Origin of the sequence: Bradyrhizobium sp. Arg816 (assembly GCF_029989365.1) — a bacterium.
GTDB lineage: Bacteria > Pseudomonadota > Alphaproteobacteria > Rhizobiales > Xanthobacteraceae > Bradyrhizobium.
The window spans coordinates 73,674-88,658 of record NZ_JAPRAQ010000023.1 but is presented as its reverse complement, the minus strand read 5'-3'; the positions used below and the strand labels follow the sequence as shown (position 1 = coordinate 88,658).

At 64.6% G+C, this 14,985-nt stretch carries 19 protein-coding genes; 7 read left to right on the top strand and 12 right to left on the bottom strand.

Features of this window, described 5'->3' with window-relative positions; genetic code table 11:
• Nucleotides 1-62: 62 nt before the first annotated feature.
• The 4 genes from OWC48_RS36410 to OWC48_RS36395 form a co-directional block, all read right to left on the bottom strand.
• Nucleotides 63-1,052: an FUSC family protein gene (locus OWC48_RS36410; RefSeq protein WP_282524308.1), complete on the bottom strand. Its 990-nt coding sequence runs from the start codon at nucleotides 1,050-1,052 to the stop codon at nucleotides 63-65.
• A 205-nt stretch (nucleotides 1,053-1,257) separates the two neighbouring features.
• Nucleotides 1,258-2,187 (bottom strand): ABC transporter substrate-binding protein, encoded by a 930-nt coding sequence (locus OWC48_RS36405; RefSeq protein WP_282524307.1) that lies wholly within the window; start codon nucleotides 2,185-2,187, stop codon nucleotides 1,258-1,260.
• The gene (locus OWC48_RS36400) at nucleotides 2,184-2,540 is read right to left on the bottom strand and encodes a cytochrome c (protein ID WP_014493623.1); all 357 of its coding nucleotides are present in this window, start codon (nucleotides 2,538-2,540) and stop codon (nucleotides 2,184-2,186) included. The genes OWC48_RS36405 and OWC48_RS36400 overlap by 4 nt, the downstream gene beginning before the upstream one ends.
• 10 nt (nucleotides 2,541-2,550) lie before the next feature.
• The gene (locus OWC48_RS36395) at nucleotides 2,551-4,215 is read right to left on the bottom strand and encodes a methanol/ethanol family PQQ-dependent dehydrogenase (protein WP_282524306.1); all 1,665 of its coding nucleotides are present in this window, start codon (nucleotides 4,213-4,215) and stop codon (nucleotides 2,551-2,553) included.
• A gap of 338 nt (nucleotides 4,216-4,553) precedes the next feature.
• Between OWC48_RS36395 and OWC48_RS36390 the strand changes: the two genes are divergently transcribed.
• The 4 genes from OWC48_RS36390 to OWC48_RS36375 all read left to right on the top strand — a co-directional run bounded on the left by OWC48_RS36390 (nucleotide 4,554) and on the right by OWC48_RS36375 (nucleotide 6,460).
• Nucleotides 4,554-4,946, top strand: coding sequence for an EF-hand domain-containing protein (locus OWC48_RS36390; RefSeq protein WP_063981985.1), 393 nt, complete (start codon nucleotides 4,554-4,556; stop codon nucleotides 4,944-4,946).
• A 171-nt stretch (nucleotides 4,947-5,117) separates the two neighbouring features.
• Nucleotides 5,118-5,198: a pyrroloquinoline quinone precursor peptide PqqA gene (pqqA, locus tag OWC48_RS36385; RefSeq protein ID WP_012029362.1), complete on the top strand. Its 81-nt coding sequence runs from the start codon at nucleotides 5,118-5,120 to the stop codon at nucleotides 5,196-5,198.
• Between the two features lie 24 nt (nucleotides 5,199-5,222).
• Nucleotides 5,223-6,125 carry a hypothetical protein gene (locus OWC48_RS36380; RefSeq protein WP_282524305.1) on the top strand — a complete coding sequence of 301 codons (903 nt, stop codon included), beginning with the start codon at nucleotides 5,223-5,225 and terminating at the stop codon, nucleotides 6,123-6,125.
• Between the two features lie 125 nt (nucleotides 6,126-6,250).
• Nucleotides 6,251-6,460, top strand: coding sequence for a hypothetical protein (locus tag OWC48_RS36375; RefSeq protein ID WP_014493627.1), 210 nt, complete (start codon nucleotides 6,251-6,253; stop codon nucleotides 6,458-6,460).
• Between the two features lie 174 nt (nucleotides 6,461-6,634).
• Here OWC48_RS36375 and OWC48_RS36370 read toward each other — a convergent pair whose 3' ends face one another.
• From OWC48_RS36370 to OWC48_RS36350, 5 genes are all read right to left on the bottom strand, one after another.
• The gene (locus tag OWC48_RS36370; RefSeq protein WP_282524304.1) at nucleotides 6,635-6,982 is read right to left on the bottom strand and encodes a hypothetical protein; all 348 of its coding nucleotides are present in this window, start codon (nucleotides 6,980-6,982) and stop codon (nucleotides 6,635-6,637) included.
• Nucleotides 6,983-7,008: 26 nt separating this feature from the next.
• Nucleotides 7,009-7,794 (bottom strand): pentapeptide repeat-containing protein, encoded by a 786-nt coding sequence (locus OWC48_RS36365; protein ID WP_282524342.1) that lies wholly within the window; start codon nucleotides 7,792-7,794, stop codon nucleotides 7,009-7,011.
• Between the two features lie 100 nt (nucleotides 7,795-7,894).
• Nucleotides 7,895-8,593: an ABC transporter ATP-binding protein gene (locus tag OWC48_RS36360; RefSeq protein ID WP_282524303.1), complete on the bottom strand. Its 699-nt coding sequence runs from the start codon at nucleotides 8,591-8,593 to the stop codon at nucleotides 7,895-7,897.
• Nucleotides 8,583-9,320 (bottom strand): ABC transporter permease subunit, encoded by a 738-nt coding sequence (locus OWC48_RS36355; RefSeq protein ID WP_282524302.1) that lies wholly within the window; start codon nucleotides 9,318-9,320, stop codon nucleotides 8,583-8,585. Before OWC48_RS36355 ends, OWC48_RS36360 begins: the two co-directional genes overlap by 11 nt.
• Before the next feature lies 1 nt (nucleotide 9,321).
• A complete protein-coding gene (locus OWC48_RS36350; protein ID WP_282524341.1) occupies nucleotides 9,322-10,269 on the bottom strand; it encodes an ABC transporter substrate-binding protein in 948 nt (315 codons plus the stop codon).
• Nucleotides 10,270-10,404: 135 nt separating this feature from the next.
• Here OWC48_RS36350 and OWC48_RS36345 point away from each other — a divergent pair, with 135 nt between their 5' ends.
• Nucleotides 10,405-10,764 (top strand): hypothetical protein, encoded by a 360-nt coding sequence (locus OWC48_RS36345; protein WP_014493633.1) that lies wholly within the window; start codon nucleotides 10,405-10,407, stop codon nucleotides 10,762-10,764.
• A gap of 296 nt (nucleotides 10,765-11,060) precedes the next feature.
• Here the strand turns inward: OWC48_RS36345 and OWC48_RS36340 are convergent, their stop codons facing one another.
• Nucleotides 11,061-11,879 (bottom strand): quinoprotein dehydrogenase-associated SoxYZ-like carrier, encoded by an 819-nt coding sequence (locus OWC48_RS36340; RefSeq protein WP_282524301.1) that lies wholly within the window; start codon nucleotides 11,877-11,879, stop codon nucleotides 11,061-11,063.
• A gap of 75 nt (nucleotides 11,880-11,954) precedes the next feature.
• The gene (locus OWC48_RS36335; protein ID WP_282524300.1) at nucleotides 11,955-12,881 is read right to left on the bottom strand and encodes a quinoprotein relay system zinc metallohydrolase 2; all 927 of its coding nucleotides are present in this window, start codon (nucleotides 12,879-12,881) and stop codon (nucleotides 11,955-11,957) included.
• A gap of 129 nt (nucleotides 12,882-13,010) precedes the next feature.
• Here OWC48_RS36335 and OWC48_RS36330 point away from each other — a divergent pair, with 129 nt between their 5' ends.
• Together OWC48_RS36330 and OWC48_RS36325 are read left to right on the top strand one after the other, a co-directional pair.
• A complete protein-coding gene (locus OWC48_RS36330; protein ID WP_282524299.1) occupies nucleotides 13,011-13,892 on the top strand; it encodes a substrate-binding domain-containing protein in 882 nt (293 codons plus the stop codon).
• Nucleotides 13,889-14,446, top strand: a complete 558-nt coding sequence (locus OWC48_RS36325; RefSeq protein WP_282524298.1) for a PQQ-dependent catabolism-associated CXXCW motif protein — start codon at nucleotides 13,889-13,891, stop codon at nucleotides 14,444-14,446. Before OWC48_RS36330 ends, OWC48_RS36325 begins: the two co-directional genes overlap by 4 nt.
• Nucleotides 14,447-14,610: 164 nt before the next feature.
• On the opposite strand, the gene OWC48_RS36320 is transcribed toward OWC48_RS36325, so the two are convergent.
• On the bottom strand, nucleotides 14,611-14,910 hold the full coding sequence (locus OWC48_RS36320) for a copper-binding protein (protein ID WP_028151296.1): 300 nt from the start codon (nucleotides 14,908-14,910) through the stop codon (nucleotides 14,611-14,613).
• Nucleotides 14,911-14,985 lie beyond the last annotated feature (75 nt).

Sequence of the window (14,985 nt, the reverse complement as noted above, 5' to 3'; positions counted from 1 at the left end):
CTGAGGTGGTAGGCGAGACAGATTGGCGCATTCGACAAGGCCGCGCGGTGCCCATTTGCGCGTCATCCGGGCGATCGGGTCTTCCGCATGACGCGCAGCCAGACGATCTCGGTCAGGGCCACCGCAATCAGGCCGAACGTGCCACCGATCAGCACGTTGACGATGCGCTCCTCGGCGATGCCGCTGGCGCCGCCGGCAAAGGACGCGGCGAGCGCGATGAAGAAGCAGCGAAGGCCGAAGCCGACGATGTAGCGGGAGAACGAGATCAGCGTGAGCGTGGCCGCGAGAATCGCGATGGCGTAGCCGACGCGGCTTTGCGGCAGGGCAAGGCCCGCGAGAAAGCCGAGCGGCACGCCGACGAAGGCGCCGATCGCCCGCTGCTTCAGCTTGCCGGTGGACGCTGTGAGGTCGCCGACCACGACGCTTGCGGCCGACCACATCACCCATTGCCCCTGCGCGAGGTTGAAGATCTCGACCAGGGCGGCTGCGGCAAAGACCGCCATGGCGGTTGCTGCTGCGGGCAGAAACCATTCGGCCGCGGGCGGTCCGAACGAGGTCGCGGCATTGCCGCGCAGCCGCTGGTCGTAAATCTGGATAGCGCAGACGAGCGCCAGCGCGATCGGAGAGGAGGCGACGATCACGCCGGCATGACGTATCGCTTCCGCGGCGCTCACGCCCTCCCGCACCTCGCAGGCGAGATAGACAGCGGGGATGAACACCCAATTCCCGAGCGTACGGAAATGTTCGCCATAGCGCGTCCCCGCCACCGCAAGGAAGCCGGCGAGTGCCGTCAGCACCACGAATAGCGGCTTGACCGGAGCTGCAAGGAATAGCGCGGCAAAGGTGACGAGAATGGCGAGATAATGCCACGCGACGACTTTTGGCGGAAAGTGCTGCCTGAGCGCCGGAATAAGCAGCGAGACCGCGACGAGCCCCAGGTTCAGCAGCGCCGTCTCGCGCGAGATGAAATAGGCGGCGACCATCGGGCCGACGACGATCAGCGCGCGCAGGAGCTCGCTGGTCTTGACTTCGCGGGAGAGGAGATCGCGCAAGTTTGTGGCAGAAGGGATGGTCGGGGAATTCACGGGGCACCAAAGGGGCGGATGAAGCATGACGCGTAGCGCCGGACAACGCCCGCACCTTAGCGCGTGAGGCGACGGCCACGCCACACCCTCGCTGTCATCGCCCGCGTCGCGGGCATGACAGCGGAGTAAATGGATACGCTCGCCCGCCACCGCTCCCCGCGTCGGACGACCGTCACCTTTGAATGATCTTCGCCCAGACATCGCCGAGCACCGCAGGCTCGCGCGGCGGCAGATAGGTGAGGCCGGCCTGCTTGCCGAATTCGGCGATCTTGCCCTCGGCGGCAAGGCTGGTCAGCGCCTTGTTGACCGCGTCGATCAGTGCGCCGTCGCTGGCGAGCCCGACATAGCCGCGATTGGCGCCGATCGGATAATAATAGCCCGACGCGGTGATCGTCGTGTCGGGATGCGCGGCGCGGTGGGCATCGAAGCGGCCGAGGTCGATCAGCGTCGCGTCATAGTCGCCGCGCTGGAGCGCGCCGAGGAGATCGTCGCGGCCGGTGACGAGATGGGTGATGCTGTCGATCAGGCGGCCCTTGTCGAAGGTCATCAGGATGGCATCGCCCAGCGAGCCGCTCTCGATCGCAAGGCGAAGGCCGGCGAGATCGCCGATGTCGCCGATCTTGCGGCCCTGCGCTTTCGGCCCGAGTACCACCGTCATCGGCGAATAGACGTAAGGCTGGCTCGGCGCGAGCACGCCGAGCGCGACGCGGCGGCGCCGGTCGTCGCGCGTGGCCCCGGTGAAATCCGGCAAGCGTGCCGTCTTCATGCCGGGCTTGACGAGGGAATCCGTCGTCAGCGCATAGCCACCGACCAGCGAGCAGCGCCCGTCCGAGAGCAAGGCGTTGGCCTCGAGCTGCGGGCTCGAATCCTCGTCCAGCTTGCTCTCGAACCACTGGATCTTCAGCGGCCGGCCGATCCGGTCCGCGATCGCCTGCGCCAGCAGCACGTCGAAGCCTGAATCCGGCTTGCCCTTGTGATGCACCGAGAGCGGAGGCCGATCCTCATCGAGGCAGACCTTCAGCGGCTCGTCGGCCGCGCGCGCGGCGGTGGTCGCCGCCGCGAGGATCGCGGCAACGCTCCACGCGATCAGCCAGCGTCTCATGGCTTCCTCCGGCTCGAGACGAAGGCCCAGAGATTGCCGATCTCGTCGTCGCTCAAAATGTCGGCCCAGGGCGGCATCTTGTTGTTCTTGCCGTTCTTCACCGTGGTGACGAAGCGCGTCTTGTCGTCGGGAAAGGCGCGCAGGTCCGGCGTGATGGTGCCGGAATTCATCATGTTGGGGCCGTGGCAGTGCGAGCATTTCGAAGCATAGGTCGACTTGCCATGGTCGATCTGTGCCTGCACGGGATTGCCGGTTGCATCGTCCGCGGCACGAACGGTCGCCGCAAGCGCGACCGTCAGCACCGCGACGGTGGCGATCGTCGCCACCGTCTTGTGAGATATGTCTTTCAGCATCGGGCCGTGGTTATTGCTTGACCGCAAAAACCCACAGCGAGCCGCCAGGCGGCACCTTGGCAAGCCGCTCGTCGCCGGAGAACAGCGAGTAGACGCCGCCATAGCCGGAGGTGACGGCAATGTACTGCACGCCATCCTGCTGCCAGGTCACCGGCTGTCCCTCGATGCCCGAGCCGGTCTGGAACTGCCAGAGCTTCTTGCCGGTGTCGGCATCGAAGGCCTCGAACTCGCCGGTCAGCGCGCCCGAGAACACGACGCCGCCCGCGGTCGACAGCACGCCCGAGAAGCGCGGGATGTCGCTTGGCGCTTCCCACTTGGCCTTGCCGGTCATGGGATCGATCGCCTTCAGATGACCGCGCGGGCCGTCACCCCACTCCCAGAGGTCGGTGAGGTCCATGCCGAGATACCATTCGCCCTGCTTGAAGGTGACAGGCTCGGTCTTGTACCTGCCGCCGAAGGCGAGCGTGTTGGCATAGGCGAGGCCGGTCTGCGGATTGAACGACATCGGCTCCCAGTTCTTGCCGCCGAGGATCGACGGATAGACGGTGACCTTCTTGCCGTCGCGCGCGTCCTTCGTGACGTCGGTCTCGATCGGCTTGCCGGTCTTCATGTCGACGCCGGTCGCCCAGTTCACCTTCACGTAAGGATTGGCCGCGAGCAGCTTTCCGTTGGTGCGGTCGAGCACGTAGAAGAAGCCGTTGCGGTTGGCGTCCATCAGCACCTTGGTCGGCTTGCCCTCGACATTCATGTCGGCGAGGACCATCTCGGCCACCGAGTCATAGTCGAACGGATTGTTCGGCGAGAACTGGTAGTGCCACTTGATCTTGCCGGTCTTGGGATCCATCGCCAGCACGGAGCAGGTGTAGAGGTTGTCGCCGGGACGCACCGCCGAGTTGAACGGTCCGGGATTGCCGATGCCCCAATAGACCGTGTTGAGCTCGGGGTCGTAGGAGCCGGTGATCCAGGTCGAGCCGCCGCCGAGCTTCCAGGTGTCGCCCTTCCAGGTGTCGCCACCGGGCTCGTCGGGCGAGGGGATCGAATGGGTACGCCAGAGATGCTTGCCCGTCGCCGGATCCCAGCCGTCGATGAAGCCGCGGGTGCCGAACTCGGCGCCGGAGATGCCGGTGATGACGACGCCGTCGGCGACCAGCGGCGCCACCGTCATCGAATAGCCTTCCTTGATGTCGGCGGCCTTCTGCCGCCACAGCTCCTTGCCGTCCTTGGCATCGAGCGCGATCACGTTGGCGTCGAGCGTGGTGCGGAAGACCTTGCCGTCATAGAGGGCGGCGCCGCGGTTGATGATGCCGCAGCAGACGATACGCGGCGTCTCGGCGGGATACTCGATCTTGGATTTCCAGATCTGCTTGCCGGTCTTGGCGTCGACCGCCATGGTGGCGTTGTGCGAGGTCACGTAGATCACGCCCTGGTACACCAGCGGCTGCGATTCCTCGCTGCGATCGTCGTTGAAACTGTAGTTCCAGACCGGGACGAGATTCTTGACGGTGTCCTTGTTGACCTGGTTCAGCGTCGAGAAGCGCTGCAGATTGTAGCCCATCCCGTAGTTGAGAACGTTCGATGTATCGGTCGCACCCTTGACCAGCTGCTCGGTAGTCTGGGCGTTTGCACACGTCGATGCAAGCATGACGAGGCTCGCGGCCATCGCAAAGCGTTTCATCCGTTCCTCCCAATATGCGCGCCTTTTGACGCTGCGGTAGCAACACTCCGCCCGATTGCAAAAACCGTCAATACGAAAGTCGTAAACGCGCTGACGATATGTTGGATGCCAGATGCCGGTCACCTGACGGAAACCTGACAACCGACTTTCACTTGTGCGCAGACGCTGAAAAAATTCCGTGGCATGAAGCGGTGCCGGCTTCGGCCGCTCTGCTCGGGCAGTCGGGTTCCGCGAGTTGTGCGGTGCGCAGGTTGCAATTCCGGACTTGAACCGGGGCTCGCTTGTAGACTTATGTCGTTTCGATCCCGTGCGAATCGGGGTCTGGTCAGGAGGGTTTGATGATTTCACGTCGCTCAGTTGCGCTTGCGCTCACGATTGCAGTGCTGTCCGGTCCCGCGTGGGCTGCTTCCGGCAACGCCGTAAAGATGTTCGATACCGACAATGACGGCACGCTCGATCTCGCCGAGGTGAAGAAGGCGGCCGCCGCGCTGTTCGCAAAGCTCGATCCCGATCACGACGGCACGCTGGACGCGCGTGAATTGCGCGGACGGTTAACGGCGAAAGAACTCGCCGCCGCCGATCCCGATCGCGACGGGACTCTCACGCTCGACGAATATCTCGCGGTGGTGGAGCAGCGCTTCAACGCAGCGAATCCCGACAAGGACGGAACGCTGGATGCGAAGGAGCTGAACTCGCGCGCCGGCCGCGCGCTGCTGCGCTTGTTGCGGTGAGAGACGCGGCGCTTGACTGGGAGCGAAGGTGATTTGCCCGAGAGGGAAATTCGCGAGCATAATGCGACAGTTCGCTGTGTTTGCGCTTCGATTCCAGACTTGCGCTGCACCTGACGCAGCCCTAGGTTTTGCCCCGCGCGATGTCGCGCTCAATACCCTTGGGAGACCCGAATGGCTTGGAAAGCTCCGAAGATCGTGGAAGTGCCGGTCGGCATGGAAATCAACATGTACGCCTGCGCTGCGCGCAAGTAAGACTGACGACCTGCCGCGGCTTCGATGGCGAACGCCGTCGAAGCCGTGGTAGTGTTCGCAATGCCCATTGGAGCCCACACGATCTGGACGGCAATTGCGTTCGGTGTTGCGCTTGCACCGGCGTGTGTCAGTGCCGAAGAGAGCTTTGATACCGAGCACATCTTCGGCTTCATGATCGGCACCGACGTCGGCAATCCCGGTGAGCGCGAATTCCAGACCCAAACGACAGGGCGCTTCGGCAAGGGCGGCACCTATCGCGCCCTCCAGCAGGAGGTCGAGATCGAAGTCGTGCCGCTGCCGAACTTCCGTATCGAGGTCGGCGGCACCGCCACGCTGCATGACATCACCGGCGTCCCTGATATCGGCGACCGCCGCCAGTTCAATTTCCAGGGCGCCTCGCTCGACCTGCGTTACCGCCTGCTCGACCGCGAGCGCGCGCCATTCGGATTGACTGTCGCCGCCGAACTCCATGGCGATCGCATCGACGAGACCAGCGGCGCGAAGGGGCGGATGTACGGCACCGATTTCACGCTCGCTTTCGACCGCGAGCTGGTCCCGAACTTCGTCATCGGCGCGCTCAACCTGATCTATCAGCCGGAATGGGCGCGCTTCGAGGTGGCAGGTCTGTCCGAGAAGAGTTCGACGATCGGGGCGGCGTTTGGCGGCTTGGTGCGCGTGCGCCCCAATTTTCTGCTCGGTGGGGAGATGCGCTACTTCCGCCAGTATGAGGGCATCGGCCTCGGCGAGTTCTCGGGGCAGGCGCTGTTTGTCGGTCCGACCGCCTATTTCCAGCTATCGGAGAAGTCGCGGCTCACCCTGAGCTGGAGCATGCAGGCCTGGGGTCGCCCGGCCGGATCGGGCGGCAATCTCGACCTCGTCAATTTCGAGCGTCATCAGGCGCGATTGGTGTTCGGGGTAAACTTCTAGGGTGTTTGTTCCGCCTCTGCCTGCGCGCTGGGAGCGGGAACATCCCGTCCGTTTGAAACTTCCCGCTCCTCGGAACGTAATCTTTCGTGCTAATCTCCATTGTCCCCTTGCGACAGGATCCCGGCATGAACCCGATTGACCTGGTGGTGACTGTGTGTGCGGTGCTCTCGCCTGCGACCTGCGAGGAGCAGCACCTGGTGTTCAACTTTGCGGGGTCGCCCAGGCAATGCGTGATGGCTGCGCCGCCCTATATCGCGCAATGGGTCGGCGACCATCCGAAGTGGCAGGCGGTGCGGTGGCGCTGCGAATATCCGCACCCGAACGACAAGGCATGAAGCGCTCGCGCTGCCGGGTCTTGAGTGCTCTAACCCCTCATCCTGAGGAGCCGCGAAGCGGCGTCTCGAAGGATCGAGGCCGAGCTGAATCGGCCGGGCCTTCATAGTTCGCCCGGCGATGCGAAGCATCGTCCGGAGACGCGCTTCGCGCTCCTCACCATGAGGGTCTCATAACTATTTCGTGCAGTCCTTCAGGTCCTTGTCGGCGATCGAGAACACCGCGTCTGCCTTGATCTCGATGTCGCGGACGATGCACTGCCGCGCGTTGGGATAGCTGACCCTGGCGTCGTAGCGGCCGGGCTCGACGCCGGTGATGCGCAGCCGCTCGTCGTGGTCGACCTCCTTGTCCTTGTCGTTCAGGCACTGGTTCGGTCCCCACTCGGTCTTGCCGGCGGGCGCGAGCTGGAAGCCGGAGATCGTCTCCGTCGTCAGATTCCAGAGCCGGATGCCCTTGCCCTTGCTTTGGGCTGCGGCTTCGCCGGCCAACGTCAACAACGCGATCAAAGCCAGAAACCAACGCATCAGCCGATCCTCCCAAAGGCGCCCCGTTATTCCCTGATCAGGCGCTCGCGGTTCTTTGCCTTGTCGAAATTTCTGGCGCGGTCAAGGCCGATCGGCGCGATCAGCTTCGCCGAGACGAGATCGGCGCCCTCGAAATCGGCGTCAGTGACGGTGGCTCCGGTCAGGTCGGCGCCGCCGAGTTGGGCGTTTTTCAGCGATGCACCGCTCAGATCGGCTCCCTTGAGGGAGGCAAATTCGAGATCGACGCGCGACAGGTCGGCGTTGCGCGCGTTCACCCGTTCCAGATTGGCGGATCTCAGCACCGCGCGCATCAGCCCCATCGACTGGTTGCGCATATCGGCGCCAAGATGCGCGTCCGCGATCGAGGCGCCGACCAGGCTTGCGCCGGTGAGGTCGGCCGCGATGCGAGCACCGGTCAGGTCCGCGCCGTCCAGACGCGCGCGCGCCATCTGCGAGGCGAACAGATTGGCGCCCTTCAGGCTCGCGCCCGCGAGATCAGCGTCCAGCAGCCACGCCTGATCGAGGATCGCATGATCAAGATGGGCACCGGCGAGTTTTGTCTTGTTGAGTCGTGCCGCACGGAGAATAGCCGCGGAAAGGTCGAGACCCGAGAGATCAAGCCCCGACAACCGCTTGCCGGTGAAATCGGCCGGCGCCCCGGCGCTGGCTTTGGCCAGGATGGTCTCGACCTCCTGCCGGCTCATTTCCGCGGAGACCATCGCGGGTGACGTGAGGTCGACGTCACGCATCATGTCCTGCGCGCTCGCCATGGTCGCGACGAGAGCGAGGCCAAGCGTCATGAGGGCGACCATTCGCTTCATCGTCAGGCTCCGCTACGGGTCCTGTTTAGCACGCGCTTTGCCTGGCTGCCTATGAGGCATCACGCCCGGCATGTTCGCCGCCATGTTCACCTTAGGTCCTCGCCAAGAGGCCCGCCCTAATCGTGGCTATCTCTGCGTCGCCGCGTGCGCCACGCGGGATGCTGATGGGCACTTCTGCCAGAATTCGCGCCGGCTGCGGCGACAGGAAGAACAGGCGGTCACCGAGGCGGACCGCATCGTCGAGGCTGTGGGTGACGAGCAGCGTCATCATGGGGCGGCTTGCGACCAGCGTCGCGATCTCGTCGCGCAGGCGGCCCGCGAGCGCGTCGTCGAGCGAGGCGAGGGGCTCGTCGAGCACGAGCAGATCGGGCTCGACCGCGAAGGCGCGGGCCAGCGCGACGCGCCGGGCAAGACCCAGCGACAATTCGCCGGGAAAGTGGCTGCGATGCGCTTCCAGCTCCAGGATCCTGAACAGTTCCGACAGCTTCGCTTCGGAGATATCAGGAGCCGCAAGCCGCACATTCTGTTCGACCGAGCGCCACGGCAACAGCCGCGGCTCCTGGAACACCATCCCGATCCGCGCTTCCGGTGGACGCGCGATGGTCCCGTGGAAATCGCGGTCGAGCCCGAGGATGATGCGCAGCATCGTGCTCTTGCCGCAGCCGGAGGGGCCGATCAAAACGCCGACCTCACCGGATTGAAGCGCGAAGCTGACCGGGGCCAGTACCTCGTGCGTTTCGCCCGCGGCACTCCTGAATGTCTTTCCGGAGATATCGACTTCAAGCCGCACGGGGCCGCCACCGTGTTGCGCGGGCTTCGAACGGCTGCACCAGCAAGGTTTCGATGACGAGCACGACGGCCGCGAAGGTGAGCGAATAGGCCAGCAGTCGCGGCGTGTCGAACAGCTGGAAGGCGACGCCGATCTCGAAGCCGACGCCGTTCGGCCGTCCCAGCAGTTCGGCCACCAGCACGATCTTCCATACCAGCGACAATCCGGAGCGGGCCGAGGCTGCGATATAGGGCGCAAGCTGCGGCAGCACGACGTGGCGGAACGCGCGCCAGCGCGGCATCGCGAACACGGTGGCCATCTCGTCCAGCGAACGGTCGAGCGCGCGCGTGCCCTCGCGCAAGGTGACGATGGCGGTCGGCAGCTTGTTGATGGCGATCGCCGCGATCGCGGCCGCTTCGGTCAGGCCGGCCCAGATATAGGCGAGCACGATCACGACCAGCGCCGGCAGGTTCAGGAGCAGGATCAACCAGGGATCGCCGAGCCGGTCGGCGAGCTTCACCCGTCCCATCAAATAGCCGATAGCACTGCCGAGCGACATCGCCAGCACGAAGGCGAGCGCGACGCGCGCCAGCGTAGCGCCGAGATGCAGGAACAGGGCGCCGCTCGTTGCTTCCGCGATGATGACGTTGAGCACGGCAGGCGGGGAGGGCAGCTTTGCGCCGCCGACGAACAGCGCCGCAATCCACCAGGTCGCGAGGAATAGGGAAAACGAGAGAAGACGCAGCACCTCAGTCTCCGGGGACTGCGTGATAGAAGGTGCCGGGATCGAGCTCGGTCGCCGGCCCGACCAGGTCGCGTCCGCCGATCTCGGCGAGCACGCGATAGAGCACGCGCGCATCCGCCTCCTCGTCCACGATGCTCCGGCGCGGAATGCCGTCGCGATAGTGGTCGCGGTAGGTCTTGAGGATGGCCGGATCGCTCGCGCCGGTGAGCGGCGCGATCTTGTCCCAGGCGGCGTCCGAGGTGACCAGCAGCTGCTTGGCCTTGCGGGTCATCGCAATGAAGCGCGCCACCGCATCGCGATGGCTTGCGGCCCAGCTCTCGTCGAAGACATAACCGACCGCGGACACCGCGCCCTTGGCCCCCAGCTTCGGCAAAATGTCCTCGATGCCGGCGAGGCGGCGAAAACCCTTGGCCTCGAGCTGCGCACAGAAATTCCAGAAGTTGAGGCTCGCATCCATCTCGCCGTCGAGGGCCTTGGCGGCGATCAAAGGCGGCGCGCCGTAGACGATGCTCGCATCTGACTTCAGATCGATGCCGTCCTGTTTCATCCGCGCCTGCAGCAGCAGCCAGCTCTTGTCGATCGCGCCGCCGCCGACGCCAAGCTTCCGTCCCTTCAGGTCGGCGAGCGTCCTGATCGGCGAGGATGCGGGCACCATCACCGCGCCGAGCGCGCTGGAATACGGATAGAAGGTGAGCTTGGCGCCGAGCACGCGCTCGCGCGACACCCACAGCCAGTCCGACAGGATGATGTCGGCACTCCCGGCGCGCAGCGCGATCTTGCCGGCCTCGGGGCTCGCGAGCTCGGCGACGTCGAGCGACAGGTCGGCTTCCTTGTCGAGCCCGCCGGCGCGGATCGCGGCCAGCTCCCAGGAGAATGTTCCGGTCTTCTGCACTGCAAGGCGGATCGTATCCGCCGCGCGGCCGGGTGCGGCCAGCGACAGCGCCAGCGTCATCGCGAGCGCCAATGTTCGTCCAGGCGCTCTCGAACCAAGTGCTCTCATCACCTTGTGAGCCGTTTCCTCAGATAGAGTGCTTTTCATGACAATACGCATAGCATAGCTTTCGTCGCAACCAGCGGGAGGACGCTCATGAATCTGGCGGGACAGCTACGACCGATTGTCGCCGCATTGGCGGTGTGGGCTGCGACCGTCTACGCCGCGCGTGCCGAGGAGGCCAATGATTATCCGACCTCGGCGCGTGCCGAATACGTCTATGGCTGCATGAAGGCCAATGGCGAGAGCCGGCAGTCGATCGAGCAATGCTCCTGCTCGATCGACGTGGTGGCCTCGATCGTGTCCTATGACCGTTACGTCACCGCCGAGACGGCGCTGAGCATGTCCCAGGTGCGCGGCAATCTCGGCGTCCAGTTTCGTACGTCGGAGCAGGCGAACTCAGCGGTGAACGATCTCAGGCGCGCGCAGGCGGAAGCCGAGGTGAGGTGTTTCTGACTCTTTCTTCCTTCTCCCCTCATGTCCGCCGAAGCCTTGGCGAAGGCGGATGCGGGAGAAGGTGGCATAGGCGGCCTAGGGCCGCCGTTCTTAAGAACGCCGAAGCAAAGCTTCGGCTATGGCGCCGGATGAAGGGTATGTCTCCGCGAATACTATCGCAAGAGAGTAGCTCGCGGAGACAAACCCCTCACCCAAGCGAATTTTTGTCTACCAGCGGTGCTGCCCTCTCCCACAAGGGGCGAGGGCACAGTCATCCGCACCGCGTTTGACTTTGAAGGGGGAGGGAAGGCAGCGCCTCACGTCCCCGGCTTCTCCACATCCCATTCATTGCGGAACACGTGCCCATCCGTGTCCTTCGCTTCCGCACGGAAACGCCTGGCGCCGTTGGAGACGTAGGTGAAGCGCAGATTGGGATCCTCCGAGATCGAGATGCCGCCCTCCATCGACAGCACGGGACTGTCGTCCTGCGTCAGCTTCAGCTGGTTGACGAAGAAGGCGGGGATGTAGAGCTGCGTGACCTGGTCCATCTGCAGGCCGGAATTGTTGGGATGGCCGATCATGATCTGCGCCTCGCGGACGCGGCTCGCAGGTGCCTCCTCGCGCGCGAATTGCCGGTAGCGCATCTGGCCGAGCCGGTTCCTGGCTTCCTCGATGTTCTTTCCTGCCGGCGCCGAGCAGCCGCCCGAGGCCTTCACATAGGTCTTGGCGACGTAGAGCTGGCCGTCGCTGAGCTCGGCGACCGCGTGGACGTCGGTGTAGTTGTTGACGCGCACGCGCGTGGAGATCTCGGTGACGTTGGCATCTGCGCCGAGCTCGAACTTTGCCGCCATCGGCGCGGGGTTGCGGTCGATCACCAGCGTGATCGAACGGATGCGGCGGCTATCCGCCGGCGACAGTTTGCTGCGCAGGGTCACCGGCACGATCGCCGCGTCCTCGGCGCGATAGGGCATCTCGATGCCGATGACGTCGTTGCCGTCGTTGATCGGACGGTTGCTGAAGATGTCCTGGACCAGGCCCGGCCAGGGATCGTAAGCCTCCTCGGCACTCGCCGGCACAGCGAAGGCGATGCCAAGCAATGCGGCGATCAGGGGCAGGCGGCGTGTGCATCCCGTCATGGTCGTGGTCCCGTGCGGACGAAGCAGTTTTCTCTGGGGCGGCATAGCCGATCCCCGTCCAGCGTAGCGCGTCCACTACTCCCATTCAATTTCCGAAAATGCTGCGGTTGCGTTGCGGGCATTGTAGTCGTCGAACAATTGCCAATGCGGCCGTTCCGATGCGGCCGCCTTGTCGGCGGCAGTCCGGATCGGCTCACCCTTCTTGTTCGACGCCCGGACGTCCGCCAGCAGCGTCGTGAGATAACGCCGCTCGTCGCCGAGCGCGGCAGGCCAGTCGCTCACAGGCCCGTGACCGGGCACGACGCGCTGCGCGGGAATCTTGTCGAGTTCCCCGAGCGTGCCGAGCCAGCCGCGGATGCTACCGTCCATCACCGGGATATGGCGGAGGAAGACCAGGTCGCCCGCGAACAGCGTCTTGCTTGTCTCGTCGAACACGGTCAGATCGTTGTCGCTGTGCCCGGCCGGCCAGGCCCGCAAGGTGAGGCGGCGCGACCCGAGATCGAGCGTCAGGGTATCAACGACGAGCAGGGTGGGCGGCACGATCTTCACGGGATCGATCAATTCGCTACCCATGAGGCGTCTAAAATTGTCGAGATAATACGGCCCGCGCGTCGCCAGCGCCTGCGGCAGCTTGCTGTGGCCGACGAAGCTGGTTCCCTCTGCGGCAAAGGCCGCATTGCCGAAGACATGGTCGGGATGGCCATGGGTGTTGATGACGTAGCGGATCGGCTTTGATGTGCGAGCCCGCACCGCCGCCAGCAGCGCCTCGCCCTCACGCAGGCTGCCGCCGGTGTCGATCACGGCCACCGCGTCCTCGCCGACGATGAAGCCGACATTGGCCATGTCCCCTTCGTTCTCGCGGGTCATGAGCGCGATGGTCCCGGAGTGTACGAAGATTCCCGGCGCGACTTCGCTCACAGGCAATTCGGCCGCCGCAGCGCGTGCTAGCGTTGCTATCCCCAGCAGGGACAAGGCTGCGATCACGAGAGCGATGCGAGACACTTTTCCGCCTCAGTTCAAAGGGTTGCGCGCATTGCACTGCAACAAAGCAAAGCCAGCACAAAGTTTAGCAAAACATGGCGTGTCATGCGTTGCATGGCTAGCATTCAAACAAACCGAGGAGGAAGCGCGATGACGGAGGCCGGACGACATCGTCGCTGGTTGTTTTCACTGTGGATCCTGGTGGCATCCTGCGCGTTCGGCGACGTCGCCATCGCGCAGACCAGCGAGACCGGCGACCTCTCGTTCGAGCTGGTCGACCCGAAAGTGCTGCGCGTCTGTGCCGACCCGCGCAATCTGCCGTTCTCGAACGAGAAGGGCGAGGGGTTCGAGAACAAGCTCGCCGAGCTGCTCGCGGACAAGCTCCAGAAGAAACTCGACTACGTCTTCTTCCCGCAAGCCACCGGCTTCGTGCGCATGACGCTGGGCGCGCATCGCTGCGACGTCATCATGGGATTTCCGCAAGGTGATGACCTCGTGCAGGGCACCAATCCCTATTACCGCACGACCTATGCGCTGGTCGCCAAGACCGGCAGCGGGCTCGAGGACGTCGATACGCTCGAAGACGCGCGCCTGAAGGGCAAGCATGTCGGCATCGTCGCCGGCACGCCGCCGGCCACCAACATGGCGATCGCCGGCCTGATGGGCGATGCAAAGCCCTATCCGCTGATGATCGACACGCGCTTCGACAACTCCGCGCAGGCAATGGTCGACGACCTCGTCGTCGGCAAGATCGACGCCGGCGTGCTGTGGGGGCCGATGGCCGGGTTCTATGCCAAGAAAGCCGGATCGCTGCACGTCACGCCGCTGGTGAAGGAAACGACCGGGCCGAAGCTGGTCTATCGCATCGGCATGGGCGTGCGCCCCGCCGACCAGAACTGGAAGCGGCAGCTCAACAAGCTGATCCAGGAGAACCAGGGCGAGATCAACAAGATCCTGATCGACTTTGGTGTGCCGCTGCTCGACGAGAGCGACAAGCCGCTCGGCGCGGAGACGGCCAAGAAGACGCCATGAGGCGGCGCGTTGCCGCCGCGCTGCTCGCCGCCATTCTGGTGGTGCCGGCGTTGGCGCAGCAGCAGGAGCCGTTCGAGCCCGAGGGATATCGCGCCGACAATTACCGCGCGCCGGTGCCGGCGACGCTCACTGGCGCGCGCGTGCTGACGACTGCGGAGGCCGAAGCGATCTGGCGTACGAAGAGCGGCGCATTCATCGACGTGCTGCCGCGCGCGCCGAAGCCGAAGAACCTTCCCGAAGGCACGGTGTGGCGGGATGAGCCGCGGAAAAACATTCCGGGCAGCATCTGGCTGCCGGACAGCGGCTACGGCGTGCTGGCGCCCGCCATGGACGATTATTTTCAGCGCGGCCTCGCCCGCGCCGCGCGCGGCGACAAGGCTGCGCTGCTCGTGATCTACTGTCTGGCCGACTGCTGGATGTCCTGGAACGCCGCCAAGCGCGCCTTGGCTTACGGTTATGCCAACGTAGCCTGGTACCCCGACGGCACCGACGGTTGGGAGCGCGCGAAGTTACCGACCGAGGAGACGCAGCCGCAGCCGCGGCCGGAGCAGTAGTTCAAGCAAGTCGCAACAGCGTGGCCTCGTGGTTCGAGACGACCGCTTCGCGGTCTCCCACCATGAGGGTCCTAGGATCTCGCCGCGAAACCAGACCTCATCCTGAGGAGCCCGCCAAGGCGGGCGTCTCGAAGGATGGCCGCAATGAGGCTGAAGATTTCGGCCTACTGCTTCTGCAGCTTGGTCAGCGTGCCCGTACCGTTGTTGTCGGTCGCCGAGTACGTCACCCTGTCGCCGGCATGGACGGCATCCAGCATCGCGGCGTCCTTGGCCTTGTACTCCTGAAGCGCGCCGGCGCCGCCCGCGCTGCCGCCGACCGTGCCTTTCTGTGTCTGCTGGATCGAGATCGTGCTGTTGAGCCGGTCGATTCTGGTGACCATCCCGGTCATGTCGTCAGCAAAAGCGGGGGACGCGAGCGTGCTGATGGCTGCAGCGCATGCGAAGATGAATTTTGTTGTTCCCATCGAGGCCTCCCGACGTCTTGAAGTCCACTTCGACAAGCCATCTTGAATGGATTTAGTTCCGGCAGATAGCGCGGC

Coding starts and splice junctions, on each gene's coding strand:
- OWC48_RS36345 (WP_014493633.1), top strand. CDS start 10,405: ATGAATCTGGCGGGACAGCTACGACCGATTGTCGCCGCATTGGCGGTG.
- OWC48_RS36320 (WP_028151296.1), bottom strand. CDS start 14,910: ATGGGAACAACAAAATTCATCTTCGCATGCGCTGCAGCCATCAGCACG.
- OWC48_RS36370 (WP_282524304.1), bottom strand. CDS start 6,982: ATGCGTTGGTTTCTGGCTTTGATCGCGTTGTTGACGTTGGCCGGCGAA.
- OWC48_RS36350 (WP_282524341.1), bottom strand. CDS start 10,269: ATGACGCTGGCGCTGTCGCTGGCCGCACCCGGCCGCGCGGCGGATACG.
- OWC48_RS36390 (WP_063981985.1), top strand. CDS start 4,554: ATGATTTCACGTCGCTCAGTTGCGCTTGCGCTCACGATTGCAGTGCTG.
- OWC48_RS36375 (WP_014493627.1), top strand. CDS start 6,251: ATGAACCCGATTGACCTGGTGGTGACTGTGTGTGCGGTGCTCTCGCCT.
- OWC48_RS36340 (WP_282524301.1), bottom strand. CDS start 11,879: ATGACGGGATGCACACGCCGCCTGCCCCTGATCGCCGCATTGCTTGGC.
- OWC48_RS36330 (WP_282524299.1), top strand. CDS start 13,011: ATGACGGAGGCCGGACGACATCGTCGCTGGTTGTTTTCACTGTGGATC.
- OWC48_RS36365 (WP_282524342.1), bottom strand. CDS start 7,794: ATGGTCGCCCTCATGACGCTTGGCCTCGCTCTCGTCGCGACCATGGCG.
- OWC48_RS36380 (WP_282524305.1), top strand. CDS start 5,223: ATGGCGAACGCCGTCGAAGCCGTGGTAGTGTTCGCAATGCCCATTGGA.
- OWC48_RS36400 (WP_014493623.1), bottom strand. CDS start 2,540: ATGCTGAAAGACATATCTCACAAGACGGTGGCGACGATCGCCACCGTC.
- pqqA (WP_012029362.1), top strand. CDS start 5,118: ATGGCTTGGAAAGCTCCGAAGATCGTGGAAGTGCCGGTCGGCATGGAA.
- OWC48_RS36395 (WP_282524306.1), bottom strand. CDS start 4,215: ATGAAACGCTTTGCGATGGCCGCGAGCCTCGTCATGCTTGCATCGACG.
- OWC48_RS36405 (WP_282524307.1), bottom strand. CDS start 2,187: ATGAGACGCTGGCTGATCGCGTGGAGCGTTGCCGCGATCCTCGCGGCG.
- OWC48_RS36325 (WP_282524298.1), top strand. CDS start 13,889: ATGAGGCGGCGCGTTGCCGCCGCGCTGCTCGCCGCCATTCTGGTGGTG.